At 62.7% G+C, this 26,336-nt stretch carries 25 protein-coding genes; 8 read left to right on the top strand and 17 right to left on the bottom strand.

Annotated features, from left to right (window positions below; translation table 11 throughout):
- Positions 1–116: 116 nt before the first annotated feature.
- Together aceB and aceA are read right to left on the bottom strand one after the other, a co-directional pair.
- Positions 117–1,769: a malate synthase A gene (gene aceB, locus AC0J5Z_RS20330; RefSeq protein WP_475035967.1), complete on the bottom strand. Its 1,653-nt coding sequence runs from the start codon at positions 1,767–1,769 to the stop codon at positions 117–119.
- A gap of 242 nt (positions 1,770–2,011) precedes the next feature.
- Entirely contained in the window at positions 2,012–3,328 is a 1,317-nt protein-coding gene (gene aceA / locus AC0J5Z_RS20325; protein ID WP_475035963.1) for an isocitrate lyase, read from the bottom strand.
- A gap of 145 nt (positions 3,329–3,473) precedes the next feature.
- Between aceA and AC0J5Z_RS20320 the strand changes: the two genes are divergently transcribed.
- Together AC0J5Z_RS20320 and AC0J5Z_RS20315 are read left to right on the top strand one after the other, a co-directional pair.
- Positions 3,474–4,988: a helix-turn-helix domain-containing protein gene (locus AC0J5Z_RS20320; protein ID WP_475035960.1), complete on the top strand. Its 1,515-nt coding sequence runs from the start codon at positions 3,474–3,476 to the stop codon at positions 4,986–4,988.
- A 140-nt stretch (positions 4,989–5,128) separates the two neighbouring features.
- Entirely contained in the window at positions 5,129–6,433 is a 1,305-nt protein-coding gene (locus tag AC0J5Z_RS20315; RefSeq protein ID WP_475035958.1) for a serpin family protein, read from the top strand.
- On the opposite strand, the gene AC0J5Z_RS20310 is transcribed toward AC0J5Z_RS20315, so the two are convergent.
- Complete coding sequence (locus AC0J5Z_RS20310) at positions 6,430–7,044, bottom strand: TetR/AcrR family transcriptional regulator (protein WP_475035956.1); 615 nt, start codon at positions 7,042–7,044, stop codon at positions 6,430–6,432. The genes AC0J5Z_RS20315 and AC0J5Z_RS20310 overlap by 4 nt on opposite strands.
- 302 nt (positions 7,045–7,346) lie before the next feature.
- Between AC0J5Z_RS20310 and AC0J5Z_RS20305 the strand changes: the two genes are divergently transcribed.
- The gene (locus AC0J5Z_RS20305) at positions 7,347–8,276 is read left to right on the top strand and encodes a cytochrome b/b6 domain-containing protein (protein ID WP_475035954.1); all 930 of its coding nucleotides are present in this window, start codon (positions 7,347–7,349) and stop codon (positions 8,274–8,276) included.
- On the opposite strand, the gene AC0J5Z_RS20300 is transcribed toward AC0J5Z_RS20305, so the two are convergent.
- From AC0J5Z_RS20300 to AC0J5Z_RS20280, 5 genes are all read right to left on the bottom strand, one after another.
- Positions 8,273–9,106, bottom strand: a complete 834-nt coding sequence (locus AC0J5Z_RS20300; protein WP_475035952.1) for a hydroxymethylpyrimidine/phosphomethylpyrimidine kinase — start codon at positions 9,104–9,106, stop codon at positions 8,273–8,275. The two genes, AC0J5Z_RS20305 and AC0J5Z_RS20300, sit on opposite strands and share 4 nt — an antisense overlap.
- 44 nt (positions 9,107–9,150) lie before the next feature.
- Positions 9,151–10,140: a TAXI family TRAP transporter solute-binding subunit gene (locus AC0J5Z_RS20295; RefSeq protein ID WP_475035950.1), complete on the bottom strand. Its 990-nt coding sequence runs from the start codon at positions 10,138–10,140 to the stop codon at positions 9,151–9,153.
- On the bottom strand, positions 10,133–11,548 hold the full coding sequence (locus AC0J5Z_RS20290) for a sensor histidine kinase (RefSeq protein WP_475035948.1): 1,416 nt from the start codon (positions 11,546–11,548) through the stop codon (positions 10,133–10,135). The genes AC0J5Z_RS20295 and AC0J5Z_RS20290 overlap by 8 nt, the downstream gene beginning before the upstream one ends.
- Positions 11,545–12,207: a response regulator transcription factor gene (locus AC0J5Z_RS20285; protein WP_475035946.1), complete on the bottom strand. Its 663-nt coding sequence runs from the start codon at positions 12,205–12,207 to the stop codon at positions 11,545–11,547. Before AC0J5Z_RS20285 ends, AC0J5Z_RS20290 begins: the two co-directional genes overlap by 4 nt.
- A gap of 117 nt (positions 12,208–12,324) precedes the next feature.
- Positions 12,325–13,734 (bottom strand): MFS transporter, encoded by a 1,410-nt coding sequence (locus AC0J5Z_RS20280; RefSeq protein WP_475035944.1) that lies wholly within the window; start codon positions 13,732–13,734, stop codon positions 12,325–12,327.
- A gap of 310 nt (positions 13,735–14,044) precedes the next feature.
- On the opposite strand from AC0J5Z_RS20280, the gene AC0J5Z_RS20275 reads away from it, so the two are divergent.
- Entirely contained in the window at positions 14,045–14,611 is a 567-nt protein-coding gene (locus AC0J5Z_RS20275) for a methyltransferase family protein (RefSeq protein WP_475035942.1), read from the top strand.
- Here AC0J5Z_RS20275 and AC0J5Z_RS20270 read toward each other — a convergent pair.
- Genes AC0J5Z_RS20270 through AC0J5Z_RS20260 form a run of 3 tightly spaced genes read right to left on the bottom strand, consistent with a single transcriptional unit; the run spans position 14,521 to position 16,619 of the window.
- A complete protein-coding gene (locus AC0J5Z_RS20270; protein WP_475039851.1) occupies positions 14,521–15,000 on the bottom strand; it encodes a hypothetical protein in 480 nt (159 codons plus the stop codon). The two genes, AC0J5Z_RS20275 and AC0J5Z_RS20270, sit on opposite strands and share 91 nt — an antisense overlap.
- A 45-nt stretch (positions 15,001–15,045) precedes the next feature.
- Positions 15,046–15,960, bottom strand: coding sequence for a TIGR01777 family oxidoreductase (locus tag AC0J5Z_RS20265; RefSeq protein WP_475035938.1), 915 nt, complete (start codon positions 15,958–15,960; stop codon positions 15,046–15,048).
- Positions 15,957–16,619: a TetR/AcrR family transcriptional regulator gene (locus AC0J5Z_RS20260; RefSeq protein ID WP_475035935.1), complete on the bottom strand. Its 663-nt coding sequence runs from the start codon at positions 16,617–16,619 to the stop codon at positions 15,957–15,959. The genes AC0J5Z_RS20265 and AC0J5Z_RS20260 overlap by 4 nt, the downstream gene beginning before the upstream one ends.
- Positions 16,620–16,873: 254 nt before the next feature.
- Here AC0J5Z_RS20260 and AC0J5Z_RS20255 point away from each other — a divergent pair, with 254 nt between their 5' ends.
- On the top strand, positions 16,874–17,584 hold the full coding sequence (locus AC0J5Z_RS20255) for a queuosine precursor transporter (protein ID WP_475035933.1): 711 nt from the start codon (positions 16,874–16,876) through the stop codon (positions 17,582–17,584).
- Between the two features lie 72 nt (positions 17,585–17,656).
- Here the strand turns inward: AC0J5Z_RS20255 and tgt are convergent, their stop codons facing one another.
- The 5 genes from tgt to AC0J5Z_RS20230 form a co-directional block, all read right to left on the bottom strand.
- Positions 17,657–18,928 carry a tRNA guanosine(34) transglycosylase Tgt gene (gene tgt / locus AC0J5Z_RS20250; RefSeq protein ID WP_475039817.1) on the bottom strand — a complete coding sequence of 424 codons (1,272 nt, stop codon included), beginning with the start codon at positions 18,926–18,928 and terminating at the stop codon, positions 17,657–17,659.
- Positions 18,929–19,047: 119 nt separating this feature from the next.
- Positions 19,048–19,758, bottom strand: coding sequence for an SRPBCC family protein (locus tag AC0J5Z_RS20245; protein WP_475035931.1), 711 nt, complete (start codon positions 19,756–19,758; stop codon positions 19,048–19,050).
- Between the two features lie 60 nt (positions 19,759–19,818).
- Positions 19,819–20,856, bottom strand: a complete 1,038-nt coding sequence (locus AC0J5Z_RS20240; protein ID WP_475035929.1) for a DUF6707 family protein — start codon at positions 20,854–20,856, stop codon at positions 19,819–19,821.
- A gap of 73 nt (positions 20,857–20,929) precedes the next feature.
- A complete protein-coding gene (locus tag AC0J5Z_RS20235; protein ID WP_091465301.1) occupies positions 20,930–21,469 on the bottom strand; it encodes an NUDIX hydrolase family protein in 540 nt (179 codons plus the stop codon).
- A gap of 77 nt (positions 21,470–21,546) precedes the next feature.
- Complete coding sequence (locus AC0J5Z_RS20230) at positions 21,547–22,269, bottom strand: hypothetical protein (protein ID WP_475035927.1); 723 nt, start codon at positions 22,267–22,269, stop codon at positions 21,547–21,549.
- A 99-nt stretch (positions 22,270–22,368) separates the two neighbouring features.
- Between AC0J5Z_RS20230 and AC0J5Z_RS20225 the strand changes: the two genes are divergently transcribed.
- Positions 22,369–22,974, top strand: coding sequence for a YdeI/OmpD-associated family protein (locus AC0J5Z_RS20225; RefSeq protein WP_475035923.1), 606 nt, complete (start codon positions 22,369–22,371; stop codon positions 22,972–22,974).
- Here AC0J5Z_RS20225 and AC0J5Z_RS20220 read toward each other — a convergent pair.
- Positions 22,971–24,134: a glycoside hydrolase family 76 protein gene (locus AC0J5Z_RS20220; RefSeq protein WP_475035921.1), complete on the bottom strand. Its 1,164-nt coding sequence runs from the start codon at positions 24,132–24,134 to the stop codon at positions 22,971–22,973. The genes AC0J5Z_RS20225 and AC0J5Z_RS20220 overlap by 4 nt on opposite strands.
- A 91-nt stretch (positions 24,135–24,225) precedes the next feature.
- Here AC0J5Z_RS20220 and AC0J5Z_RS20215 point away from each other — a divergent pair, with 91 nt between their 5' ends.
- Both AC0J5Z_RS20215 and AC0J5Z_RS20210 read left to right on the top strand, forming a co-directional pair.
- Positions 24,226–25,032, top strand: a complete 807-nt coding sequence (locus AC0J5Z_RS20215) for an SDR family NAD(P)-dependent oxidoreductase (RefSeq protein ID WP_475035919.1) — start codon at positions 24,226–24,228, stop codon at positions 25,030–25,032.
- On the top strand, positions 25,029–26,330 hold the full coding sequence (locus AC0J5Z_RS20210; protein ID WP_475035915.1) for an acyl-CoA dehydrogenase family protein: 1,302 nt from the start codon (positions 25,029–25,031) through the stop codon (positions 26,328–26,330). Before AC0J5Z_RS20215 ends, AC0J5Z_RS20210 begins: the two co-directional genes overlap by 4 nt.
- Positions 26,331–26,336 lie beyond the last annotated feature (6 nt).

Genomic DNA, 26,336 nt, shown 5'->3' with positions numbered 1-26,336 from the left:
GGCCGGGCATGGGAAAGCCCCGTTGCTGGGCTGCCTCCCCGACGGTCGGGGTCACTTGTTGCGAAGAGTGCAGGCAGCCCAGCGTCGGGGCTTGATTGTGTCGCTACCCAGTAAATCTAGGCTGCGACGAGTTCCTCCTCCGTGGCCTCTTCACGGGCCTCGGTGAGGAAACGGGCGTACGCGGGGATGGTCAGGAAGGTGGGGAATTCTTCGGCCAAGGTGACTTCCTCGAAGATGGCGCGGGCGTCAGCGAAGCGGTCCCCGTCGAAGCGTTCCAGGCGCGCAAACTCCTCGTCCAGCATGTCCTCCACCCATTCGCGGGTGATGATGTCGCCGTGGTCGGTGATGGCGTGGGAGTGGATCCACTGCCAGAGCTGGGAGCGGGAGATCTCCGCGGTGGCGGCATCTTCCATGAGGTTGTGGATGGCCACAGCCCCGTTGCCCCGCAGCCAGGACTCGATGTAGCGGATGCCTACCTCGATGTTCAGGCGAACGCCACCTTCGGTGATGGTGCCCTCAGTGCTGGCAATGTCGATCAGCGCGCGATCATCGGGGGTGACATCCTCGCGGGAGCGGTCCAACTGGTTGGGACGGTCTCCCAGAACGGAGTCGAACACTTCGCGGCATACCGGCACCAGGTCCGGGTGGGCCACCCAGGAACCGTCAAAGCCGTCGTTGGCTTCGCGGGTCTTGTCCGCACGGACCTTCTCGAACGAAGCTTGGTTGGCGGCCTCATCCTTGCGGTTGGGAACAGCGGCAGCCATGCCGCCGATCGCCATGGCACCACGACGGTGGCAAGCCCGGACCAGCTGCTCGGTGTATGCACGCATGAATGGCTGGGTCATGGTCACCTGTCCGCGGTCCGGGAGCACGAACCGAGGCCCGCGGGTGCGGAAGTTCTTGATGAGCGAGAAGATGTAGTCCCAGCGGCCGGCATTCAGGCCAGAGGCGTGATCGCGCAGTTCGTACAGGATTTCTTCCATCTCGAACGCGGCCGTGATGGTTTCGATCAGCACCGTTGCGCGGATGGTTCCCTGCGGAATGCCGAGCAGATCCTGTGCCAGAACGAAGATGTCGTTCCACAGGCGTGCTTCGAGGTGGTTCTCGATCTTGGGCAGGTAGAAGTACGGGCCCTTACCTTGGGCGAGCAGGCGGCGGGCGTTGTGGAAGAAGAACAGGCCGAAGTCCACGATGCCGCCGGCGATCGGCTTGCCATCGATCAGCATGTGCTTCTCCGGCAGGTGCCAGCCACGGGGACGGACCACGATGGTGGGCAGGTCCTCGGCGGCCTTGAGCTTGTACTCCTTGCCCTCGGGGGAGGTGAAATTAATGCGACGCTCCAAGGCATCCGTCAGGTTCAGCTGCCCCTGGACCACGTTGCGCCACGTCGGTGTGGACGAGTCCTCCATGTCAGCCAGCCACACCTTGGCACCGGAGTTCAGGGCGTTGATGGTCATTTTCTTGTCCACCGGGCCCGTGATCTCCACGCGACGGTCCTCCAAACCAGGTGCCGGGGGAGCCACGCGCCACGACGGGTCATTGCGGATGCCCTCGGTTTCCGGCAGGAACCGCGGGTCCTGGCCACTGGAAATCTGGTTGCGGCGGGCATGCCGCGCCTGCATCAGCTCCTGACGACGATCTGCGACAGCACGGTGGAGCTTGCCGACGAACTCAAGCGCATCCGGAGTGAGGACCTCGTTCTGCCGCGAGATGGGCTGCGCGGTCAAAGTGATGCCATTAATAGTGAAGTTGTCAGTGAAGCTGTTCATTTCAAAACTCCTAAGAAAAAGTTCGACGGCGGCACTTGCCTGGGTGGGTACGTGGCCGGAGGTGCGGTGATGCGGCAGCCTGCGTAAAAGGGCCCTGCGTCCCGGTCCGTCCTCGCTCAGCGAGGTCGAAACCGGGACGGGGGGAATAGCAGGCAGAGCATTACCGCTCCGCAGGCCGGAGGCGACAACCGTCGTCGTGCCCTTCGGTGAGCGAAGCGAACAGCTCACCTTGGGCGTGGTGGTTAGTGGAACTGGCCCTCTTCGGTCGATCCGACCAGTGCGAGGGTGGATGCGTTCGGGTTGAGCGCGGTTGCGATGTCGTCGAAGTAGCCGGTGCCGACTTCGCGCTGGTGCTTGGTGGCGGTGTAGCCGCGGGACTCGGAGGCGAATTCCTTTTCCTGGAGCTCGACGTAGGCACTCATGCCTTCACGGGCGTAGCCGTGGGCGAGGTCGAACATCGAGTAGTTCAGGGCGTGGAATCCGGCCAGGGTGATGAACTGGAACGTGAAGCCCATGGCACCGAGTTCGCGCTGGAACTTGGCGATGGTGGTGTCGTCCAGGTGCTTGCGCCAGTTGAAGGACGGGGAGCAGTTGTAGGAGAGCATCTGGTCCGGGAACTCTGCCTTGACCGATTCAGCGAACTTGCGGGCCAGCTCCAGGTCCGGCGTGCCGGTCTCCATCCAGATGAGGTCGGAGTACGGTGCGTAGGCCTTGGCGCGGGCGATGCAGGGTTCGATGCCGTTGCGGACCTTGTAGAAGCCCTCCGCAGTGCGCTCGCCGGTGGTGAATTCCTGGTCGCGCTCGTCAACGTCGGAGGTGATCAGCGTTGCCGCTTCGGCGTCGGTGCGGGCAATGACCACCGTCGGGGTGCCAGCGACGTCGGCTGCCAGGCGGGCTGCGTTCAGGGTCCGGATGTGCTGCTGGGTGGGAATCAGGACCTTGCCGCCGAGGTGTCCGCACTTCTTTTCGGAAGCGAGCTGGTCTTCCCAGTGAACGCCGGAGGCACCTGCGGTGATCATGGATTTCATGAGTTCGTAGGCGTTGAGCGGGCCACCGAAGCCGGCTTCGGCGTCGGCGACGATCGGAACCAACCAGTCCTCAACGGTCTTGACGCCCTCGGCATATTCGATCTGGTCCGCGCGGAGCAGGGCGTTGTTGATGCGGCGGACAACCTGGGGGACCGAGTTGGCCGGGTACAAGGACTGGTCCGGGTAGGTCTGGCCGGAAAGGTTGGCGTCTGCGGCGACCTGCCAGCCGGAGAGGTAGATTGCGCGGAGGCCTGCCTTGACCTGCTGCACGGCCTGGTTGCCGGTCAGGGCGCCCAAAGCGTTGGTGTAACCGCCCGTGGGAGCTTCCTCGGTGAGCTGCTTCCACAGCTTCTCCGAGCCGCGGCGGGCCAGGGTGTGCTCTTCGGAGACGCGACCGCGGAGGCGGACGACATCAGTAGCCGAGTAATCGCGGGTGACGCCTTCCCAACGCGGGTTGGCGGACCATTCAAGTTCCAGCGCTGCGGCCTGCTGCTCTGCGGTCTGCTCTGCTGGTTCAAATGAAGCGGTCATCTTTGATCTCCTATGTGGTGCCCGGGCCGGCCTCCGCTGCGCCTTTGCTGCATCGGCCGGCTTGCCCGGGGTCTGTATTTCTTTTTCGTAAGACCTACTTTTCTGCACTTCCAAGAGGGTTACTAGAGGAAAACTATGGAAAGAAATGCACTTCTTCGCGTATTCTCAAGAAATGTCGCCTGTGAGCTGGAATCGCGAAGTCGCGTCGCCGTCGTTGTCCGCTGCGTCCCCTGAACTGGACGTCATCAGCCTTGGCCGCCGCGTGCGCCATCTGCGCAAGCAGGCCGGGCTGACCCTTGACGACTTGAGTGCCGCAGTCGGGACCGCACCGAGCCAGTTGAGCCTGATCGAAAACGGCAAGCGCGAGCCCAAGTTGGGGCTGCTGCAGCAGCTCGCTGCGTCACTGAACGTGACCATAGATCAGCTGCTCGGAGCCGAGCCGCCAAGTCGTCGAGCGGCCCTGGAAATTGAGCTCGAACGGTACCAGCGCGGACCGCTCTACGAGTCGCTGAACCTGCCTAAAATCCGCATCAGCTCGCGGCTTCCGCTGGATGTGCTGGAGTCGCAGGTGGGGCTGCTCCAGGAGCTCGAACGCAAACTTAATGAGCAGGTGGCGACACCGGAAGAAGCCCGCCGCGCGAACGGCGAGTTGCGTGCCATGATGCGCGAGCGGGGTAACTATTTCCCCGAGTATGAGGCGGAGGCGCAGAAGGTCCTCAAGGGGGTGGGTTACACCACCGGTCCGCTGAGCCAGCACGTCATTGCGGACATCGCCGAGAACCTCGGTTTCACCTTGCACCACGTGGGCGATCTGCCGCATTCCACGCGGTCTGTGACCGATTTGAAGAACCGCAGAATTTATCTGACGCAGAACCAGCGCCAGGATCACGACCCCCGCTCGGTGCTCCTTCAAGCCTTGGGTCACTACGTCCTGGGGCATGAAACTCCGCGCAATTACGGAGATTTCCTGGCCCAACGCGTAGCCACCAACTACTTCGCGGCCGCGCTGCTGCTGCCGGAGCAAGCCACAGTTGAATTCCTCCAGAACGCCAAGGCCGCCAAGGAAATCGCCGTGGAGGATATTCGGGATGCTTTCGCCGTGTCCTATGAAACCGCCGCGCACCGCTTCACCAACCTGGCCACCAAGCACCTGGGTATCACGACGCACTTCCAGAAGACCCACCAGTCCGGCATCATCTATAAGGCGTACGAAAACGACGGCGTGACCTTCCCGCAGGACCACACCGGCGCGATCGAGGGGCAGCCGTCGTGCAAGGCGTGGACTTCGCGCGCGGTGTTCGACGTGCCGGACAAGTTCAGCGCGTACAGCCAGTACACGGACACGCCATCGGGCACTTACTGGTGCACGGCCCGCACTGAGCGCTCGGCCAACGGGGAGTTCTCGCTCAGCATTGGCGTGCCGTACCAGCATGTGAAGTGGTTCCGTGGCCGGGAGACCACGGCACGTGCCACTTCCAACTGCCCGGACCCGAATTGCTGCAAACGTCCGCCGGAGTCTCTGGCGAACGAGTGGGCCGGAAACGCCTGGCCGTCTGCCCGCGCACACTCGCACTTGCTGGCCGCCATGCCTCCGGGCGCGTTCCCCGGCGTGGATGAGACTGAGGTGTACTCATTCCTGGCGGCGCACTCCGAACGCTGACGCTCTATCACATCCCTCGGACTTGAGCCTGACGCTCGCTCACGTTCCGGCAACATTTGGCGATCCCTCTCTCACTTCGCGTGAATTCCCTCCTCAAACGGAGCACCATGTGAGGACAACGCCAAGTAGGGGGATGCGTCATGAACCGAATCCGCAAAGTGACAACGCTGATCGCGGCAGCCGCGCTGGTGAGCGGCTCCGCGACCATCAGCGCCTGCGCGCCGCAACCAGCCGACGTCGGTCTCTTAACCGCCGACGGCGTGACGCGCGTTTCGGTCCATACAACGGACTACTCGGCGCAGCTTGAGGCGTTCAATGCGTCGGCGCACAAGCTCGGCGCCACGCTGCTGTCAGACGGAGGCGACGGGGAAAACGGCAACGTTGTGTCGTCGCCGGCCAGCCTGCTGATTGCGTTGAGCATGCTTCGGGCCGGGGCATCCGGTGACACGGCTGCGGAGATGGATACCGTCCTGGGATTTCCCGCCGAAGGGCGCGACGAAGCGATGAATGCGCTACTCGCCTCCCTTGAAAAATTCGACGGCGATCCCGGCTCAGTCGACGAAGAGAACCCGCCGCGTAAGCCGGTCATGCACGCCGCCAACGGGCTGTTCGTGGATAAAGGCGTACCCACGGGCGAGGGCTATCTGAGCACGCTCGCCAAGCATTTCGGCACGGGCGTCTACCCGGTGAACTTCGCTGACGAGGCTGCGACTAAACCGGCCATCGACCAGTGGGTCAGCAAGAATACCGGCGGCCGGATCAAGGAAGCCCCCGCAAAATACAGTCCGGACAACACCTTCAGCCTGCTCAACGCCCTCTACTTCGCCGCCGCCTGGCCAACGCCCTTCGACGCAAACGACACGTCGGACGGCCCCTTCACCAAGTCCGGCGGCGAAGTGATCAACGTGCCCACCATGCACTCTTCGCTCACCATGGCCTACGCCGAAGCTCCCGGATGGAAGGCTGTGGACCTGCCTTACACCGAGGGTTTTGTCATGCGGCTGGTACTGCCCGACGGCGGTGCGTCGGGTTCGGATGGTCCGGCTGCGGTTTCGGCTGAGGTGCTTGGTGATGTGGCGGACCAGCTTTCCGGGGCAAAGCAGGAGATGGTCCACATCAGCCTGCCCAAGTGGGACCACAAAACCACGTTCGAACTGCGGAAAGTGTTCGAAACCCTGGGGTTGAGGGAGACCCTGGCGACTTCCAAAGATTTCGACGCGATCCAGCAGGGCATGAAACTGACGCAGGCTGCCCAGGCAGCCAACATCACCGTTGCTGAAAAGGGGACCATTGCCTCCGCGGTGACCCAGATCAATGCGGAAGCCTCCAGCGCCGTGGTTCCGGAGCGGGAGATCGTCCTCGACCACCCCTTCCACTACCAGATCGTTCACGTCGAGACCGGAATGCCCCTGTTCATGGGATGGGTAGCGGACCCGCGAAGCTAGCGGGCCAGGCGCTGCACCAGCACCGCGGCTGCTTCGACAACCTCGTCGGCATCGCGCTTAGTGGGACTGAGGGCCACTTCCTGCCCGGCGACGGTGATGATGTCCGTAATCACCGCAACTGTGAGCCGCCCCAGGGTATCCTCGCTGGTGCCGAGGAGCACGGAATTCTGCCGCACCCACTCACGACCACGTTCCCGCCGGAGCACCTCGAATCCCGGGGGAGTGTCGCCCTCGATGAACACCCGCTCCAGATCGCGGTGCTTCCAGGTGTAGTCGAAGTAGCTGCGACTCCCCTCGTTGAACAGGGCCAGGGGATCGTTCTGGCCGGCCTTGCGCGCCTTGGCCACGGACCCAGTCACGAGGCGCTCGTGTTCGTTTTGGTAGTCGTCCCACAGGGCGAGGAAGAGTTCAGTCTTCCCACCGAAGTGGTGATAGAGGCTGCCTACGCTGGATCCGGCCCGTGCCACGATGTCCGAGATGCTCGCATCGGTAAAGCCATGTTCCACGAACACGCCGGCGGCCGCGTCCAATAACTTGCGTTGGGTGGCGGCGGTGCGGGTCCATTGCCAGGAGCCTGCGGTTGTGGCTGCATCGGATGTTTTCCGAACCACGCCTTCACTCCTATCGCAGACAGAACAAACACCGGAGTGTCGACCGGCCATTTTTTGGAATCCTACCTCTGAAAGAATCCACATGGCCAACAACAAGCCTTGACTGGCCCATGAAGGACAGGAAATAATTCTGGAAGTCTGTTCTAGAAATGTATGTTGCAGCGTGTATCCGAATGCTGCGATTTTTGACGTCGGACGCCCCGAAACCCGGGTGCCGTTTTCACCGTCGGGCTGCAACTGGTTGAATCGCTTTATAGCGCCAACTGGTCGCAGCCAAACAAGCCAGAGAGGAACGCGGCCTGATGTCCGTTTCAAGCAAGTCGTCCGGGATCACGTCGAACAGGTGGTTCAAACCCGTCGTCGTCACCGCTGGAGCCTTGGTGGTGGCACTGATCCTGGTGCTGGTCGCGCAATGGCTCCGGACTCTTCAGCCGGTCCAACAGTTCCTGGTGGACTACCCCGGGCACTCGGCCATTCCTGAAGGCACACCTACTGGCTTTCCCGCTTGGCTTGGCTGGCAGCACTTCCTCAACATGTTCTTCATCGTCCTGATCATCCGGTCGGGCTGGCATGTGCGGACCACCACGCGTCCGGCCGCCAACTGGACCAGGAACAACAAGGGCTTCATCAAGACCAAGAATCCGCCCACCAAGATCAGCTTGGACCTCTGGTTCCACCTGACACTGGATGCGCTCTGGGTCCTGAACGGCATCATCTTCATCGTGCTGCTCTTCGCGACTGGTCAATGGTTGAGGATCGTTCCCACCAACTGGGACGTCTTCCCGAACGCTGTTTCAGCCGGCCTGCAATACGCCTCGCTGAACTGGCCCGTTGAAAACGGCTGGAACAACTACAACAGCCTCCAGCTCCTGACTTACTTCATCACGGTCTTCGTCGCCGCGCCGCTGGCCATCATCACCGGCCTGCGGATGTCCGGTGCATGGCCCAAGAAGGCTGCGATCAACAAGTTCTACCCCATCGAACTGGCCCGGAAGATCCACTTTCCGGTGATGATCTACTTCGTGGCCTTCGTGATCGTCCATGTGACACTGGTGCTGGCTACGGGTGCCCTAAGAAACCTCAATCACATGTACGCCTCGAATGACGACAACAGTTGGTGGGGCTTCGGCATCTTCGCAGCCTCCATCGTTTTCACAGCAGCTGCGTGGTTCTTGGCCCGGCCGCTGTTCCTGCGCCCGATTGCCTCGCTCATGGGCAAGGTCTCGCGCTAAAGAGCCCCGCCCTGCCACAGGGCATCAAACGGAGCGCCCGAGGACACTCGGTTCTTGATACCGGCCGTGACGAAGGCCTTCGCCGTACGGGCCGCTTCCAGGGGCCTGGCACCCTTGGCCAGCTCTGCAGTCACCGCGGCAGCAAGCGAGCAGCCCGCACCGGACACGGCTACTTCGCCAATCTTCGGGGCGCGCAGGACTTCCAGCGTCTCGCCGTCGTAGTAAACGTCGACGGCGTCCGGGCCTTCCAGTCGCACCCCACCCTTGGCGAGGACTGCTGCGCCGCTGATCTCATGGATGCGGATGGCGGCAGCCTTGAGTGACTCTTCATCGGTAATGGTGAGGCCGGACAGCGACTCGGCTTCGAAGTGGTTGGGGGTGACGAAGGTAGCCAGCGGCAGAATCTGCGCTTTCAGGGCCTGGTCGGTGTCCAAAGCATGGCCGGGCTCCTGTCCCTTGCAGATCAGGACCGGATCAAGGACCACGTGAGCGAAGGAACCTTCTGACAGCGCCTTCTCCACGGTGCTGATGGTTGCCGGGCTTCCGAGCATTCCGATCTTCACCGTGTCCAGCACCGAAGGTGCGCCGGAAGCGGCACCATATGCCGCCGTCGTAGCTTCCAATTGGTCCGCGATGACCTGCTGGTCCACCGGGACAAAGCGGTGGTTCCAGTTGTCTGCCGGGTTGAAGGAAACGATGCACGTGAGGTTCGCGATGCCGAACACTCCGAGTTCCTGGAAGGTCTTGAGGTCGGCCTGCGCGCCGGCGCCACCGGTCGCTTCGGAGCCGGCGATGGTCAGGGCAATGGCAGGGGCAACGGCTGAAGTCATGTGTTCCATATTGCCAGTTGCCCGGCCGTGCACCGATTTCGGGCTTAGCCGTGCAGTGCCCGGTAGGCCATTGTCGCAGCTGGGTGCAACGGGATGCTCGAGGTGTTGATCAGTGTTTCCGGGCTAAGGAATTGCACGCCTGTGCTGGACGCGGGTACCAAGTCCTGGGCCTGTTCCACAAGGAGTTCCACGGTCTGCCGAACAACGTGGTGGGAGAGGTCGCTGCGGCACAGGAGCAGGTTAGCCACACCGATGGTCCATACGGCAGGCGCGTTCCCATAGCTGTTCGCGGGGACAAGGACGCGGTCGTAAAAGAACCCTGAGTCAGACCGAGTCGCCGGAATGAGTTCGGAAAGATCCAGGAGGCGGACGCCGGTGTCCCGAGCCGCCGCAGCGATGGGAGCCGTCGGAACCCCTCCCGACTGGATCATGACGTCAATCGAACCGTCCCTCAGGGATGCCAGTGCTTGATTCAACCCGAGGTTCACCTGCTTCAGTGCCTGGTCCGGCCCCGCCTTTTCTGCTGAAAGTCCCGCAGCTGCGATGATCCGCCCGGCCGTCAGCGTGGTCCCCGAGCCCACTTCGCCCACGCCCGCAGTCTTCCCTGCGAGGTCGGCGAAGGTTCTGATCCCGCTGTCCTCCCGCACGATGCAGTGGACGTAGTTCTGGTACACCTTGCCCAGCGCCACCAATTGGCCTTCGGGTTGGCTTGTCGCCGCGGCTTGGGCTGCTGCGTCGGCCAGCGCGACGGCGAACGTCGCCTCGCCGGATAAGACCCGCCGGATGTTCTCAAGGCTCCCGCCAGTGGTCAGAGCGACTGCCCGTTCGGCGACACGCTCCCGCTGCAGCAAGTCCGCAAGCAGGATGGCGAACTCCAAGTAGAAGCCACCGGATTCGCCTCCGGCAACAGTGAGCTCATGTGGCCGTTCCTCCGGTGAGCAGGCTGCTGTTGATGCGAGCAGGCCGCCGCCCAGGCCGAGCGAAACGGCTGCCTTGAGGGCATTTCGTCGGGAGATCGTAAGGAACTCAGGCATGCGCACCGTCCTGGGGCCGCGCGAACTCAATGCTGGCAGTCAGTCCGTGTGGCTCGTGCGGTTCCAGCACCAGCCGCGCGCCGTTCGCATGGGCCAGCCGCTCCACGATTGTCATGCCCAAGCCGTTACCTGGGATCTTGCTGTGCTGCGGTGCTCGCCAGAACCTGGTGGTGGACGCAGCGAGCTGTTCTGCCGGGAGGCCGGGTCCGTCGTCGGAAATGACGACGGCGGTGCCTCCTTCGGTGGGTTTGGTCGTCACGGTTATGTGGGCTTCGGGGGCGTACTTAATGGCATTGGCAAGGAGCTCACCCACCATGTGCGCGAGTTCATCGGGGTCGCAAACGATCTGGCTTTCGGACGCTGGGCCCTCCAACGTCAGCTTTGATCCGGCAAGGTGAGCGGCCGGCGTCGCCCTTTCCACTTCTCCCTGCAGGACCGGGAATGGATCGATGACGGCCAAGCGTTTGTGCTCGGATTCCAGTTCCAGACGGGTGGACCCTTCAGAGGCGCGGTGTTCAGCGGTTGCCAGCTTCAGCACGCCGTCGAGCATTTCTTCCACGCGCTCAAGTTCCGCCACTACGCCAGCTGCCGCTTCTTTCCCGGGTCCCGAATGCAAGGCCAGCTGCAGCAGATCGATCCGCAATCGCAGGGCGCCAACAGGGTTGCGTAGCTGGTGCGAAGTATCCGCAATGAGCCGGCGCTGGGACTCCATGCTCTCAGTCACCGTATCGGCCATGGCGGTGAAGGAACGGCTTAACTCGCGCAGTTCGGGCGGGCCGGCCTCGGGAAGCTGGCTCGTTTTGCCCGTGGCTTCGAGCTCGTGGACGGCCTTGCTCAGTCTGTGGACCGGGCGGAGGACCCAGCCCGTGATGTGCCACGCGGCCAGCAGGAGCAACGCACCAAGTGCCAACGCGGCAAGTCCGACGACGAGCCACCGCTCCCGTAGCTTCTGCCGGGCCGCGTCGAGGTCCACTTCAACAACCACCTCGCCGAGTACCTGGCTGGCCGTGCCAAAGGATCTGGAGATGATCTCGTTGCCGGAACCGAAGGCGCGGATGGGGTTCAGCGTTGTGTCGCTGAGGTTGAGGCTTGCACGGTTGAGGGCGTCCCGGACCTCGGGCTGGTCCGCGCTGAGGTCGCCGGAACTGATGGTTTGTTGCTGCAGCCGGATCAGGATTCCTTCACCGTACAGCTCGGAATACCGGTCCATTTCGCGCTGGAGCTGGGTGGTGTCGTTGTCTGCCGCAGCATCGCTGGCCAGCTGGGCGAAGCGGTTGAGGGCTGCGACGCGGTTGATCTGCAGTTCTTGGGTGAGTTCCCGGCTGGCCGATGTCAGGATCACGCTGGACACCGTCACCACAATGATCACCACCAACAGGCTCAGGATGCCCAGGACGCGGACTTTCACGGCTGCTCTACGCGGTAGCCGACGCCCCGGACGTTGATGATGAATCCGGGCAGTTGAAGCTTTGACCTGAGGCCTGTGAGGTGTACGTCAAGTGACCTTGAATGTGCCAGGAAAGCATCGCCCCAAAGCGCGTCCAGGATCTGCTCGCGGGTCACTACCGAGCCCGCGTTCCTGACGAGGAGGCTCAGGAGGTCGAATTCGGTTGCTGTGAGTGCGAGTTGTCTTTGGCCAATGGAAGCCAGGCGGCGGTCGAGGTCCACGTCCAAGTCCCCAAGGACGACGTTGTGGGGAGTGGTGTTGCCCGCCCTGTTGGTTCGACGTGTGACGGCCTCGATCCGGGCGAGCAACTCCACGAGCTTCACGGGTTTGACCAGATAGTCGTCAGCCCCTGAGCGGAGGCCCAGAACCACGCTGCGCTCGTCATCGCGGGCCGTCAGGATCAGGATGGGGATTTGCGTGACCTGGCGGAGCTTCCTCAGGACATCCAGTCCATCCACGTCGGGGAGGCCGAGGTCCAGCAGGATCACCTCGTGCTGCCGGTGGGCAAGGAGCGCGTCCTCGCCGCGGGATACACGGGTGTGCTTGTGGCCGGCGGAGGCCACAGCAGCGCTCAAGGCCGACGCCATCGCGTCGTCATCCTCGACGATGAGCACGTGCACTATCTGGTCCTTTGGCTTGCTGGGCTGGTTCGCTACTAGAGCTTAACGTTGTGAGGCCCCCTCTGCGCCCCTCGGAGTATCCAAAGGGCGCAGAGCGGGCCTCACAAGCCGGCCAGCTTAGGCGTTGACGAGGTCCTTCTTGTCGTCGTCGTCCTTTGCGGTGCCCTTGGCCGTACCCTTCGCGGCGAAGGCGTTGCCCTGCTCTGCGTCCAGGTGCGTGGCCTTCTTGTTCTTCAACGCGAAGATGTACACCAGCAGCGAGATGAAGATTGCGGCAGTGACGTAGGTGAAGAACATGTCCACCTGGCCGGACTTCTGCAGCGCAGCACCGATCAGGGGAACCGTGCCGCCGAACAGCGAGTTGGCAATCGCGTAACCGAGCCCGACGCCGAGCGCGCGGATGGATGCCGGGAACAGTTCAGCCTTCACCAGTGCGTTGATGGACGTGTAGCCGCCAACCATGAGCAGGCCGCCGAGCATCAGCAGGAACGCCGTGAACGGGTCCTTGGTGCCGGAAAGCGTGGAGAGCAGCGGCCACGTGAAGAGCACACCGGTCACGCCGAACCAGATGAGCAATGGCTTGCGGCCTACCTTGTCCGAGATCAGACCATAAACCGGCTGCAGCAGCATGAAGATGAACAGTGCCCAGAAGTTGATGACGGAAGTGTCGGTCTTGGCGATTCCGGACGTATCGTTCATGAACTTCAGGATGAAGTTGGTGTACGTGTAGAACGCCACGGTGCCGCCAAGGGTGATGCCGATGCAAATGAGCAGCGGCTTCCAGTGCTTGGTGAACAGCAGTTTCATGGTGCCAGGCTGTGCTTCGCCCTCAACCTTGACGTGGGCGGCGCGGAGCTGGTCGGCGGAGAGGGTTTCCTCCATTGAACGCCGGAGCCAGAGAACAACCAACGCGGCCACGCCACCGATGGCGAACGGAATCCTCCACCCCCATGCGGTCAGGTCTTCCTTACTCATGGTGTTCTGCAGGATCACGAGCACCAGGAGGGCCAGCATCTGCCCGCCGATAAGTGTCACGTACTGGAAGCTGGAGAAAAAGCCGCGGCGCTTGGCCGTTGCTGCCTCGGACATGTACGTTGCGCTGGTACCGTATTCGCCGCCGACAGAGAAGCCCTGCACAACGCGGATGAACACCAGCAGGATCAGTGCCCAGAGGCCGATCACGTCCTGCGTGGGCAGGATCGCGATGGCGAAGGAACCGGCCGACATCAGCGTCACACTGAGGGTCAGCGCAGCCTTGCGTCCCTTCCGGTCGGCATAGCGGCCGAAGAACCAGCTGCCGATGGGACGCATGAGGAACGACGTCGAGAAGACAGCCATGGCCTCAAGGCCAGCCTGAAGGTCGTCCGAGGAGTTGAAGAAGTGCGACTGGAAATACGCCGCGAAAACCGTATAGACGTAGAGGTCGAACCACTCCACGAGGTTGCCCGCGGAGCCCTTGAGGATGTTGCTCACGGCTTTACGTGTCTGGGCGGCTTCGCTCAGAGGTGCAGCTTGTTGGGTGCTCATCAATGAACCTTCCTGGACGGCGCCTCGTACGGCAGCCGTGTCTTGCATGAGTTCGTTCTGTCCATGAAGCTGGTGCTCATGGCGTCCTTGCGCATGGCTCTTCGTCGACTAAGAAAGGCCCTCCGGGGTGAAGAGGACATGATCCAAACTATGGGTGATGCACGGCACAGCCAACGTGGGAGCGGATTTCCTAACACTTCCTTAGGTTTTGGGTGATGTCGGTTAGAGCTCGACGGCGGCCGCCCGCCTTGGATTTTCGGCTGCAGCTTCCGCTGTGGCTTTCCTGAACGGCCGGAGTTATCTTCTTGGCATGGGTGCAGTTCGACGAACAGCCCGCGTCTTGAGGCGGGAAGCAGCCAGTGTTCCGCTGCCACCAGGGCAGGTTGTTGGTTTGGTGCTGGATGTCGTCCTCGATCGTCTGCATCCGGTTTCCGACCCTGGGAGGAGTGTCAGGCGTGCAGCGGCCGGTGCGGGCTTGGCTCTGGTTGGGGCAGGGATCACCGCTTGGGCAGTCTCGGAGCGCCGACGTAAGACGGCAGGTAGCTTTGCGCTGGGCCACCCCGAGGACCTCGTGACCAGCGGACCCTATGCCGTGAGCCGCCACCCGATGTATCTGGGATGGTGGCTGATTCACGCTGGGGTGGCTGTGGCCAGAGGTTCTGCCTGGGCTCTTGTGACTCTGCCTGCTGGAATGTTGGTGGAACATTTAGGCGCGCTGTGGGAAGAAGCCGTGCTCCGGGAGAGGTTCGGCCAGTCCTATGCCGACTACGAGAGAGATGTTCCCCGCTATATCGGCTCGCCCGTGTGGTTGATTCGCACCAGTCTCCACACGGAGAGCCGGCCGATTCCTGCTGCGAAGGCGATCGACAAGGGATAGGCCCACGCTGTTGGGCTCCAGAATCCCCCAAACGGGATGCATATGAGTGCCCCCGATGCGAAGAACGCCGCGACATGTACCCACTGGTTGCGTACGCGTCGGAGTGCCCTTTCCAAGGGCCATGCCACTGCTACTCCGACTGCGCCGATAGGGATAAGCCCTATGACCATCGCCATCATGGTCAGGGCATAGCTGGCATGGCTTGGGTTTGAGCTCCACGAGGGGATAGTCCAGGAGACGAAGAACACTACGTCAGCGACGACAATCCCCACAACCAGACCCTTCCAACCCAGCACTACCTGGTCAGAGGGCCCGTATCGCCACTCCCTGGACGGGCTCCTTGCTGCCAGCGCGTCCTCATCCCCGACTGACCACGGGTCCTGACTCATGACTACCTCCGAGTTATGTGACAGAGGGATCGGCTGAAAGGGCGATTATGTGAGAGCGCGATTGGGTTGGCCGTCGGCGATCTGGTTGAGCGCACCGGCCAGCGAGGGGTATTCAAACGCGAACCCCGAGTCGAGCAACTTCCGGGGCTCCACCCACCGGCTCTTCAGCACGAGCTCGGTCTGTGTCCGGATGAGGACAGCGCCGGCCTCGAGTAGCCAAGTAGGCGTCGGGATGCCAAACGGGATACCCATGCTTTGCCGAACCAATGACATCAGCTCGCGGTTGTCCACGGGGTAGGGTGACGCCGCGTTCACCGGTCCGGTAAGACCAAGCTGCTCATGGACGAACGCCACCGTCCGGTACAAGTCCTCCACATGGATCCAGCTGAACTTCTGAGTTCCCGGTCCCATGTGCCCACCCAAACCGAGCCGGGCAAGGTTCCGAAGAGGACTCATGACACCGCCTGCCCCCAACACAATGGAGATGCGAAGCGGCACCTTGCGAGTATCGGGCACGATGGCAGCCGCCAGCTCTTCCTCCCATGCACGGGCTACGTCGACGGAGAACCCGCTGCCCAATTCGCCTGAGTCCTCGGACTGCGGATGGTCCTCGGCGTGCCGGTAAATTGTTCCGGTGCTCGAGTTGATCCATGTTCTTGGCGGTTCGGCACACGCCGCCATGGCGCCGCCCAACGTTCGCGTCGTCAACACCCGGGAGTCCAGAATCTCCCGCCGGTGCCGCTGGTCGTATCGGCAATTCACGGAGCGTCCGGCGAGGTTCACCAGCAGTTCGGCACCGTCCAGCACTTTGGTGATGGCGCCGTCGTCGTTCCATTGCGCGTCAGCCGAAGGGTCCCGCCCAACTGTCCGGACCTGCCAGCCGTCGGCAACAAACCGCCGCTGGAAGTAGCTGCCAATGAAGCCGGTAGCACCGGCAATCACCACCGTCCGCGGGCTCATGAATCTTCCTTGACGCTGCGCACGAGTCCCAGGACGTCGTCGAACACTTTGCTCACGCCGGGGATTTTCGCCAGCGACAGGCCGCGTGCCACCAGCGGAGCAGCACCGTCGATCAGCTTTCGTGTGCGGCGTTGGCCCTCGGACCGGTCGTAAACCCAGAACAGCGCGACACCCATGTACGCCAGCCACAGCAGCTCGGGCAGATCCCCGCGCAGCTTCTTCGCGACGGCCGGCGAGGAACCTTCAACGGCGGAACGGAAGATCGCGAGCGACGCCTCGCGGGCGGCGGTGGACGCCTCGCCGAACGGGTTGACGGGCGACGTCGGCCGAATCGCCGTGGCGATGAAGTCGGACCCGAACTGGTGGTACGGAGACATGACATCGACGCCGGTGTGCAGCACTGCTTTCAGGCGCCCTGCGAGATCGTGGACGCCTTCGAGGGCCTGTGCCGCGACCACGGCGTGCTCATCCTGCACCTGGACGTAGAGCTCCTGGACGAGCTCGTCTTTGGACGCGAAGTAGTAGTAGGCATTTCCCACGGAGACGCCGGCCTCTTGGGCGATGGCGCGCATGGTCGTCTTCTCGAAGCCAACCTCACGGAACATCTTCAGTGCGACGTCGGCCACCAGCTGGCGGGTCTGCTCACTCTTTGCGGCCATGCGTGCTCCTCAGGGGAAGTTTTGAACGTGTTCAAGAATGAGTATGCCATGGTTTCTGAACGTGTTCAAAAGGGCGGGAGAGGGGAAAAGATGAGAGAGAGGGCGTCGCTGGAAACGGCTTGGGATGTGAGAGATCGTGGGCAAGTGGGAGAATGGAACCGGTGCCGGGCCGGATGCCCCACCAACCACAGTGCTAATACAGCGGGGTTCCCTCACCAAGGAGCCTGCGCGAACCACTACGAAATGGATGACCCATGCCCTCGCCCTCAGGCTCCAGTACTTTGAGCAAGCCCGCTCCGCGCTTCGCTTCGATCGGCTCCCCGTATTTCGGCATCATGCTGGCCATCATGGCCGTGGTGCTGATCCTGTCCAACATCGGCGCTTCCAAGGGCGTCGCACTCGGGCCAATCCTGACTGACGGCGGGTTCTTCCTGTTCCCCATCGCCTACATCCTGGGCGACGTGATGAGCGAGGTGTACGGCTTCAAAGTGGCGCGCAAGGCCATCATCACCTCGTTCGCACTCTCGGTCTTTGCATCCCTCTGCTACTGGATCATCATCGTGTTGCCCGGTTTCAATGACGACTACAGCACCGCCAAGCAGGCAGCCATCGAGGGCGCCCTTGGGCCCGTGCCGCTGATCGTCCTTGGTTCACTCCTTGCCTTCCTGGCAGGTCAGACCATCAACTCGTGGATCCTCGTGAAGATGAAGGCCCGCACCGGCGAGAAGTCCCTGTGGGCGCGCCTGATGGGCTCGTCCGTGGTGGGGGAATTCGTGGACACCCTGATCTTCTGCAGCATCGCGGCGTCGGTCATCGGCATCACGGACTTCGGCTCGTTCCTGAACTACGCCCTGGTTGGCTTCGTCTACAAGACCGCCGTGGAGTTCCTGTTCGTCCCGATCACTGTGCTGGTGGTCGGCTGGATCAAGAAGCGCGAGCCGAGCTACGGAATAGCCGCAGCGTAGGCTCCGGCCGGGTTCGCCGGAAGTTTCCGCACGCTCACGCACGCTCACGCACGCTTCCGGCGATCTCAGCGCCTACGAGTAGTACCGCCCCAGCGTCTCCGCCTTGAACTCGAAGAAGTCCCCGGATTCGATCGCCAGGCGCGCATCGTCCACCATCTTCACCACGAAGCGTTCGTTGTGAATGGAGATCAGGGTTGCAGAGAGCATTTCCTTGGCCTTGAACAGGTGGTGGATGTAGGCCCGTGAATAGTTCACGCAGGTGTAGCAGTCGCAGCCGTCCTGCAGCGGCCCGAAATCGGTTTTGTACTTAGCCCCGGACAGGTTGAACCGGCCGTACGGGGTGTAGAACGCCGAGTTCCGGGCCACGCGGGTGGGGGAGACGCAGTCGAATGTGTCGGCGCCGTTCTCGATGGCCGTGAAGATGTCGTCCGGTTCCGAGATGCCGAGCAGGTGCCGCGGCTTGTCTTCGGGAAGTTCCTCGTTGCACCAGCGCACAATTGTGCCCAGATTTTCCTTCTCCAGGGCACCACCGATCCCGTACCCATCAAAGGGCATGGCGCCCAAGTCCTGGCAGGCTTTGCGGCGAAGATCCTCGTACTGCGCGCCCTGGATCACGCCGAACAACGCCTGATACGGCTTGCCCACGCGGGAAGAAGTCAACGAAGCGTGCTCCTCCAGGCACCGCAAAGCCCACAGCCGGGTGCGCTCAAGGGATTCCTCCTGGTACGCCCGCGAGTTCTGCAGCGTGGTGAGCTCGTCGAAGGCGAACATGATGTCCGCGCCGATCTGGTGCTGGACCTGCATGGAGATTTCGGGGGAGAAGCGGTGCCTGTCCCCGTTGAGGTGCGACTTGAACCAGACACCGTCGTCGTCAATGTGGGCCAGCCGTTCTTTGCCCGGAGCCACGGCGTCATCCGGACCGGAGCTGTCCACGTTCTTCATGTCGATGACCTTCTTGAACCCCGAGCCCAGGCTCATCACCTGGAATCCGCCGGAGTCGGTGAACGTCGGCCCGGACCAGTTCATGAACGAGCCCAGCCCGCCCGCGGCGTCGAGGATTTCAGGTCCTGGCTGCAGGTACAGGTGGTAGGCGTTGGCCAGCACAGCCTGCGCACCGAGCTCGACGATCGACTCGGGCAACACGGCTTTAACGGTTGCCTTGGTTCCGACGGCGATAAACGCGGGCGTCTGGATGGTTCCGTGCGGCGTGCTGATGGTCCCGGTGCGGCCCAGGAAAGCGCCGCCGTTGGCATCAACCTGAGCATCCGACGGCGAACACGTTTCAGTCAGGCGCTTGCCCACCGAAAACGAGAACTCGGATTGCCGGTGGGACAAACCCGGCAACTCAGGCAGTGCAGGAGCAGAAGCAGGAGCGTAAGCGGATACAGGCGCGGAAGAAGGAACGGAAGCTGGCACGCTACCAAGTGTGCCAGCTTTACCGGGAGTAACCTGCCGATAAACTCCTACGAACCGTAGTTCTCAGCCTTCCAGTTGTCCCACGAGGAGCGGATGTCCGCCAGCGTGTGGGCCCCCAAATCGTAAGTGGAGGCAATCACCATGGAGCCGCCGTCGGGCCTTTTCTCCGGAATCGGCAGCTGCTCCGCGACGATCAGCAGTCCGTCTCCGTGCTCGGCGTAGCTGTGGACGGTGAGGCCTACTTGGTGCCGGCTCTTGAACCAGACCTTGCCGGAGATCTTCTCGCCGGTGGCAAGCGTGAGCGAGTATTCCTCCCCAACGGGCGGCAAATCTCCCAGGCCCAGCTTCTCAATGGCAGGACCGCCTTTGCCCGGGAGGGAGATGAAGTGCGTTCGCCGCTGTCCGTGGGGGTGCCGTTCCAGTGCGAAACGCAGCTGGTGCAGGAACGTGAGCCAGCCCTGGGTGATGTCCTCGTCCCACTCAGCCCATTCGGAATTGTGATCCAGCGCGGCCCTGGTGACCCTCACTTCCGTGCCCCCTGAGACGGGGTGGAGCTCAAAGACATCACCGCCATTGACGGTCAGGCTGGTGTGATCGGGCCCTTCCACAACGTCCGTGTTGAAGTAGATCTGTTTGATTTCGTCGGTGAGATCGTCGGCTTCCCAGCCATGCCATTGGGCCACCAACGACGGTTCACGCAGCATTGTCCAAACCTGCTGCGCGTCGGCATTAATCACAACGCTCAGATTGTTCGTCATGGCCCCGAATCTACCGCCGTTCGCGTCCACAGAACAGGCCTTGAATTTCCCGAAAAGGCGTTAGGCGCGCACCGACTCCAGTTCGTTGCCGATCCGGCGGGCCAGCTCTTCCTCATCAATGGTCTTGGACCCACCATGGGCGCGGAGGAACATCAGTGCTTCAAGGCGCAGGAATCGCCATTCACGCTCGGCCTCGTGGTTGCCGTTGTCGATCGCGCGGAAGATTTCCTTGTCGTACAGATTGGGTTCGTTGAGTGAACGCTGCCGGACCCGGGCATTGATGCGAGCTTTGAACGGGTCCTCTTCCTGGGACTCGGGAGCGCGCAGCAGCTTCTCGTAGACTGCGGCGCGTTCCGTCTGCCCGGCTTCGCGGCAGATGAAACTGGACAATGCCAACGCGCGCTCGATCGATGCCCACCGGTCCAGGTTGCCGTCAAACGGCAGCACATTCAACAGGTCCGCGACCGCCAAAGCATGGTCCGGATCGCGCAGGACGATGCACAGATCGAACGCGAGGTCGCTGAGGTCCCGCAAGCAGCTTCCGGACTTGGTGTTGATGCCCTTGGCAAGCCGGTCCGCCAGCACCTGCACGCCGTTCTTGCCCTTGTGGTTGGCGGCCGCGGCCCGCACTACGGCTTCCGGTGTGCCGTCGGGCTCGGGGATGAGGGCGAGTTCTTCGGCGCTCGGTCCGGTGTACGTCGGCGGCGTTTCGGGGCGCGGAGGCACGACGACGGCGGGTCCAGCGGGAGCCTCGGAGGCGGCTTCCACGGGGGTGCTTGGCTCGGGGGTGCTTGAGTCGGGGGTGCTCGGCTCGGGCGTGCTTGAGTTCGGGGTCGCAATGGTTGCTGAAGCGTCCGCACCAGAGCCAGCCGGAACTCCGTCGCCCACAGGAACACTGGACCCAACGGCGATCCGTACCGTGGCGCCGTCGACCATTGTCACCAGCAGCAGCGCGGCCACGCCGTAATCGTCATTCTCCACCTCGATGGTGGCGATTTGCTCGGCTGGCCCGTCGCCAGGCGGGAACACAAAATCTCCGGGCTGCAGGTCCCCAGCCTGCTTTTCTCTGTACTGCTGTGTGGCTGGGCTGTGAGTCATCGGAAGTCCTTTGGTTCTCGTGGGGTCCGCCGTCCAGTCTACAAAGACCAGTTGGTGCAGGGGCCGGGACCCGCTAGAGAACGATGCCCGAGAAAGCCAGAGCCTGCCGGACGAGGTTCCCGCGGCCGCCGTCGAATTCCTGCTGGACGTTCTCGCTCAGCACCTCTTGCGGCGTCATCCATGTGAGTTCCAAGGCGTCCTGGCGGGGTTCGCATTCGCCGGTCACAGGAATGATGTAGGCCAGCGAAACGGCGTGCTGGCGGTCATCCGTGAAGCCGGTCTGGGACGGGGCCGGGAAGTATTCTGCCACCGTGAAGGGGACCGGGCTGATGGGCAACTGCGGGAATGCCAGAGGACCGAGGTCCTTTTCCATGTGCCGCAGGAGCGCCGCGCGGATGGTCTCGCGGTAGAGAACGCGGCCGGAGACGAGGTAGCGGACCATGTTGCCATCGGCATCGCCCTGCAGGAGCGTGCCCACCTCATTCACGTACCCGAGCGGATCCAGCCTGACCGGAACGGCCTCCACGTAGACCATGGGGAGACGGCCGCGGGCTTCGAAGAGGTCTTCATCTGAAAGCCAGCCTGGATACGGGTCGGGTGTACGTACGCTCATGGTTAAGTTCTACCCCATCACCAGCCGAAGTTCTGTGGCAACGTCCCGGTGGTCACGCGGTTACGCTCTCGGCGGCATTACGAGTCGAGGATCGATTCCGCCGGAGCTTTGTCCACCACAATGGACGCCGGGGCTGCTCCACTCACAGCATCCGGGTTAGCGGCGTACAGGACGTTTTCGCTGATTCTGGCCTCAACGTCCGCTGTCTTGAGGCGCGCCAGCAAGGGTTCCAGATCGCCGTCGTACTCAAACGCGAGATCCCCGTTGGTGGCGTCCGCGCCGTGGATGACCTGAAGGATTCCACCGTTCTTGGTGGTGAACGTGGCCGACTCGTCGTCCTCCGCCCGCGGCCGGGCGCCGATGTTCCGGAGGTCGTTGGCCGCCAGGCCCACAAAGGGGCTGATCCAGGTGGCTACCACCGTGACTGCTGGGTCGGCATCGGTTGAGGATGCCCACGTGCCATCCGCTGCAGGCCGCGCGGGGAACGCGAAGAACTCGAAGCCGTCCTCGGTGGAGATTCGCACAGTTGTTCCGTCGGGTGATTCCTGCACTTCTGCCTGGGTGCCGTCGTCCTCGGTGCGGCGTGCGAATTCCTCCGGGTTCCCCACTTCGACGCCAAAAATCGTGGATCCGTCCAACGGGTGGCCGTGCTCCAGCCGGCCCAACGCGAGGCGACCCGAACCGGCGTCGAACTCCTGCCAGTCGCCGTCGTCCACCGTCTTCACCAAACCAAGCGCTTGCAGCAGCGTGGCCCATTGCTCGGGGTGCGACGTGTAGTGGATGGGGCGGGCTCGCAACATTGGTCCTCCTGGGCTGCATCCTGGCGGTACGGGTGTCCGCTCCCAGCCTATGCCGCGTGGCCTTGTCAGGGACCGTGCGTTTCACAGCAGAATAAACCCATGCCCATTGAACTTGAGGAACTGCTTGTCGCAGACGGCGCCGCGTGGCGCGCTTGGCTTTCGGAGCATGCCGCGGAGAGCCCCGGTGTGTGGCTGATCCTGCACAAGAAGGGCGGCAACGTCACGGAGTTGGACTACGACGCCGCCTTGGACGAGGCCCTGTGCTTTGGCTGGATCGACGGCCAAGCGAGGAGCCGCGACGCCGAAAGCTACTTCCAGCGAATGACGCCCCGTGGACGCAAGAGCATCTGGTCAGCGCGGAATGTAGGGCACATTGCCCGGCTGGAATCCGAGGGCAAGATGACCGAGGCCGGACGTGCCGCCGTCGAGGCCGCGAAAGCTGATGGACGCTGGGAAGCCGCCTACGCCGGACCAGCGGATTCCGTGGTCCCGGATGACCTCGCGGCAGCCATCGCAGCAGTCCCGGAGGCCCAGGCAATGTTCGACTGCCTCACGTCGCAGAACCGCTTCGCCCTCATTCACCGCACCAACGGGGTCAAGCGGGCAGACACCCGGGCGCGCAAGATCGCCGGTTTCGTGGAGATGCTTGCCCGGCACGAGGCCCCGTACCCACAAAGAAAGCGTCCCGCTTCCAGCGGCAGCTAGAGCGTTGCCGCAGCTTCCAGCGCCATCCAGGCTTGAAGCTGCGTGGAAAGCTCGACGGCGGCCCCCACAGGATATGTTTCGCCCGCCGGTCGCTGGGGGTCGAAAGAGAACACGATGGCTGGAGTTCCCTTGCGGCCCTTGGCCTGGTTCGGATCCTCGCGGCGGCCGGCCCAGAATGCTTCGGCTGTGCTGCGAACCAAGGACTTGGCCGTTTCCCGCGTTGTGGCCGGAAGCCTCGAGTCCCGGGCTGCCAGCGCGAGATAGCGAAGCAGGATGCCGGTAAAGAGGCCGCCGTCACCCGTGCCGTCACCGCGGATGACCTGCGTGCCGGGAAGCGTCAGCTCGCGTTTTACGGCGTCCACAAGCAGGACTGCCCGCCGCAGATTCTCATCACCGCCCAGTTCCAGCAGCGCACCCAGGACCGGGCCTTGGTTGTAGGTGTAAATGGCCTCATCCACCACCACCTTGCCCTGACTGATCCGAACCCCGTCCTGATACACGCCACGTTCCGGGTGGAGGAGCTTGCTGTTGAGCCAGTCCACCAACTTCTGTGCGCGCTCTGAGTGGTCGGTCCGGGCGTAATAAAGTGCCACGGGAGCTGTGGCGGGGGTGTTTTTGAAGTCCCGTTTGGTGCTCCAAAAGGTGCCGCCACCAAAGTCTTCTGTTGACGCTGAATCGAACTGCAACGTCAGGCTCTTGCGGACATACGCGTTGCGCCGCCGACCAGGTTTCTTGGTCTCCTCCGCCAGCTTTTCCAAGCGCAGCGTGGCGAGTGCCAGCCACGCCATGTCGTCGTAGTAGTCGTTGACGAAGCGCAGCAAATTCCGTAACCGGATGGTGGTGACCAGCCGCGAAGCGAGCCGACCCGCGCTCGGGCGGGAGTCGCCGTCGAACTTTGTTTTGCTCGCGAGTTCGCGGCGGCCCGCATCCACCAAGCAGTCGACGTAGTGCGCTTGCCACCAGTAGTGCCAAGGGCCGGAAACGTTCCTGACGGCGTTGCTGGGCAGGCTCACCGCGCCGATGTGGGTACCTGGCAGGAAGAACAGCCGCCTGCCGAAGCTTCGGGTCACTGATCGGGCCGCAAGGTTGGCGCGCGATGCCCATTCGGTGGCGTCTGTGGAGGGGGCCGGCTTCCCGGCTGGCTCGATCTGGCTGGACATGGAATTAGCCTATCGGGGCGGGGAGTGTGCGCTTGCCCACAATTCCAGTTAACATGCATTAACGGATTTGGGTCTGCATCAAGGAGGATGAATGGACATCAAGGGCACAGTCGCGCTGGTAACCGGCGGGGCATCAGGGCTAGGGGCCGCTACCGCGCAGCGCTTGTTCGACGCCGGGGCTTCGGTGGTGCTGGTAGATCTTCCGCAATCGACAGGGGCGGCATACGCAGCCGAGCTGAATGCCGCAGGTTCGGATGACGGGGTGCCGGGTCCGCGGGCGGTCTTCGCTCCCGCAGACGTCACCAACGAATCCCAAATCCAGGCCGCCGTCGACGCGGCAGCGTCTCTGGGGCCACTCCGGATCGTGGTCAATTGCGCAGGCATCGCCACACCCGGCAAGGTCCTGGGTCGCGAAGGCGTGCTTCCGCTCGAGAACTTCAACAAGGTCATCCAGATCAATCTCGTGGGCACCTTCAACGTGATCCGCCTGGCTGCCGCAGCCATGGTGGAAACCGAGCCTGTCTCTACGGAACTGGGTGGGCCCGAACGCGGTGTCATCATCAACACCGCTTCCGTTGCTGCTTTCGAAGGCCAGATCGGGCAGCCTGCCTACGCCGCATCGAAGGGCGCCGTAGCAGCCATGACACTCCCCTTGGCGAGGGAGTTTGCCCGTTCACTGATCAGGGTGGCCACCATCGCGCCCGGCATCTTTGAAACGCCCATGATGGCTGGACTTCCCCAGTCGGCCCAGGACTCGCTGGGGCAGCAGGTTCCGCATCCCGCCCGACTGGGTCGAGCAGCCGAGTACGCCAACCTTGCTGCCCACATCGTGGAAAACGCCATGCTTAACGGGGAAACCATCCGACTCGATGGCGCCATCCGTATGGGGCTCAAATGATGGGCGACTACAGCGAGACTCCGGGGTCAGTGCCTGCCGGGCCCGTTCCTGCTGGTTCCGGTTCCAAAGGGTCCCTTCCGCCGTCCGTGGCGGACCTTCCCACTGCTGATTTCTTTGATTTCGAGTCCCTGTTGAGCGTCCATGAACAGCGAAAACTCAACGAACTCCGGGCATTCCTCGCCTCCGAGATCGCCCCATACGCCGGGCAGTGGTGGGAGAAGGCAGAGTTCCCCGAACACATCCTCCCCAAGCTCGCGGCCCTTCGGCTCAGTGCCCCGGCTCAGCGTGGCTATACGCACCTGTTTGCCGGCCTGGTGATCGCCGAGATGACACGCGTTGACACCTCAATTGCGACGTTCTTCATGGTCCACCACGATCTCTTTGTGGAGTCGCTGTACGACTTCGGCAGCGACATCCAACAGCACCGCTACCTCGATGATGCCTCCAACCTCCGAACCACCGGGGCCTTCGCACTCACGGAGCCAGACCACGGGTCGGATGTCGCCGGCGGAATGGAGACCACTGCCCGCCGTGTTGAGCGGGCAGATTCCGACGGCGGCGATTACTGGGTGATCAATGGCGCCAAACGCTGGATTGGCAACGGGACGTTCTGCGACTACATGCTGGTATGGGCCAAGGACGAAGCCGACGGAGCGGTTCGTGCGTTCATCGTTGACGCATCCCTTCCGGGCATCACCCGGAGCCGCATCGAGAACAAGATTGCCCTGCGGACGGTGCAGAACGCCGACATCGTTTTTGTGGACGTCGAGGTAGCTGAGGCAGATCGTTTCGCTGGCATCAACAGTTTCGTAGATACCAACCACCTACTCCGTGGATCCCGCATCATGGTGGCCTGGCAGGCTGTGGGCCAACAACTGGCAGCCTTCGACGTCGCCCGGCAGTACGCCGTCGAACGCCTGCAGTTCGGCAAGCCACTCGCCAAGTTCCAGCTAATCCAGCAGCACCTGGTGGATATGCTCGGAAACGCGGTGGCCTGCATGGGGATGATGGTGAGGATCGCGCAGCTGCAGGAGGACATCTTCACAGATGCGCAAGGTGTACGGCACGGAGGCGCCGAAATGGCACAGGTGGCGCTCGCGAAGGCCTATTGCAGCGCCAGGATGCGGGAGACTGTGGCTTTGGGCCGGTCTATCCTGGGCGGGAACGGAATCGTCACGGACTACCGCATTGCGAAGATCTTCGCCGACGCCGAAGCCATCTATACGTACGAAGGCTCCTACGAAATCAACTCGCTGATCGTTGGCCGCGCAGTGACAGGGGTTTCAGCCATAGCCTAGGTCTGC

It is taken from the genome of Paenarthrobacter sp. TRD_SC_7 (assembly GCF_056156245.1).
This window is presented reverse-complemented; position numbering and strand designations above follow the sequence as displayed.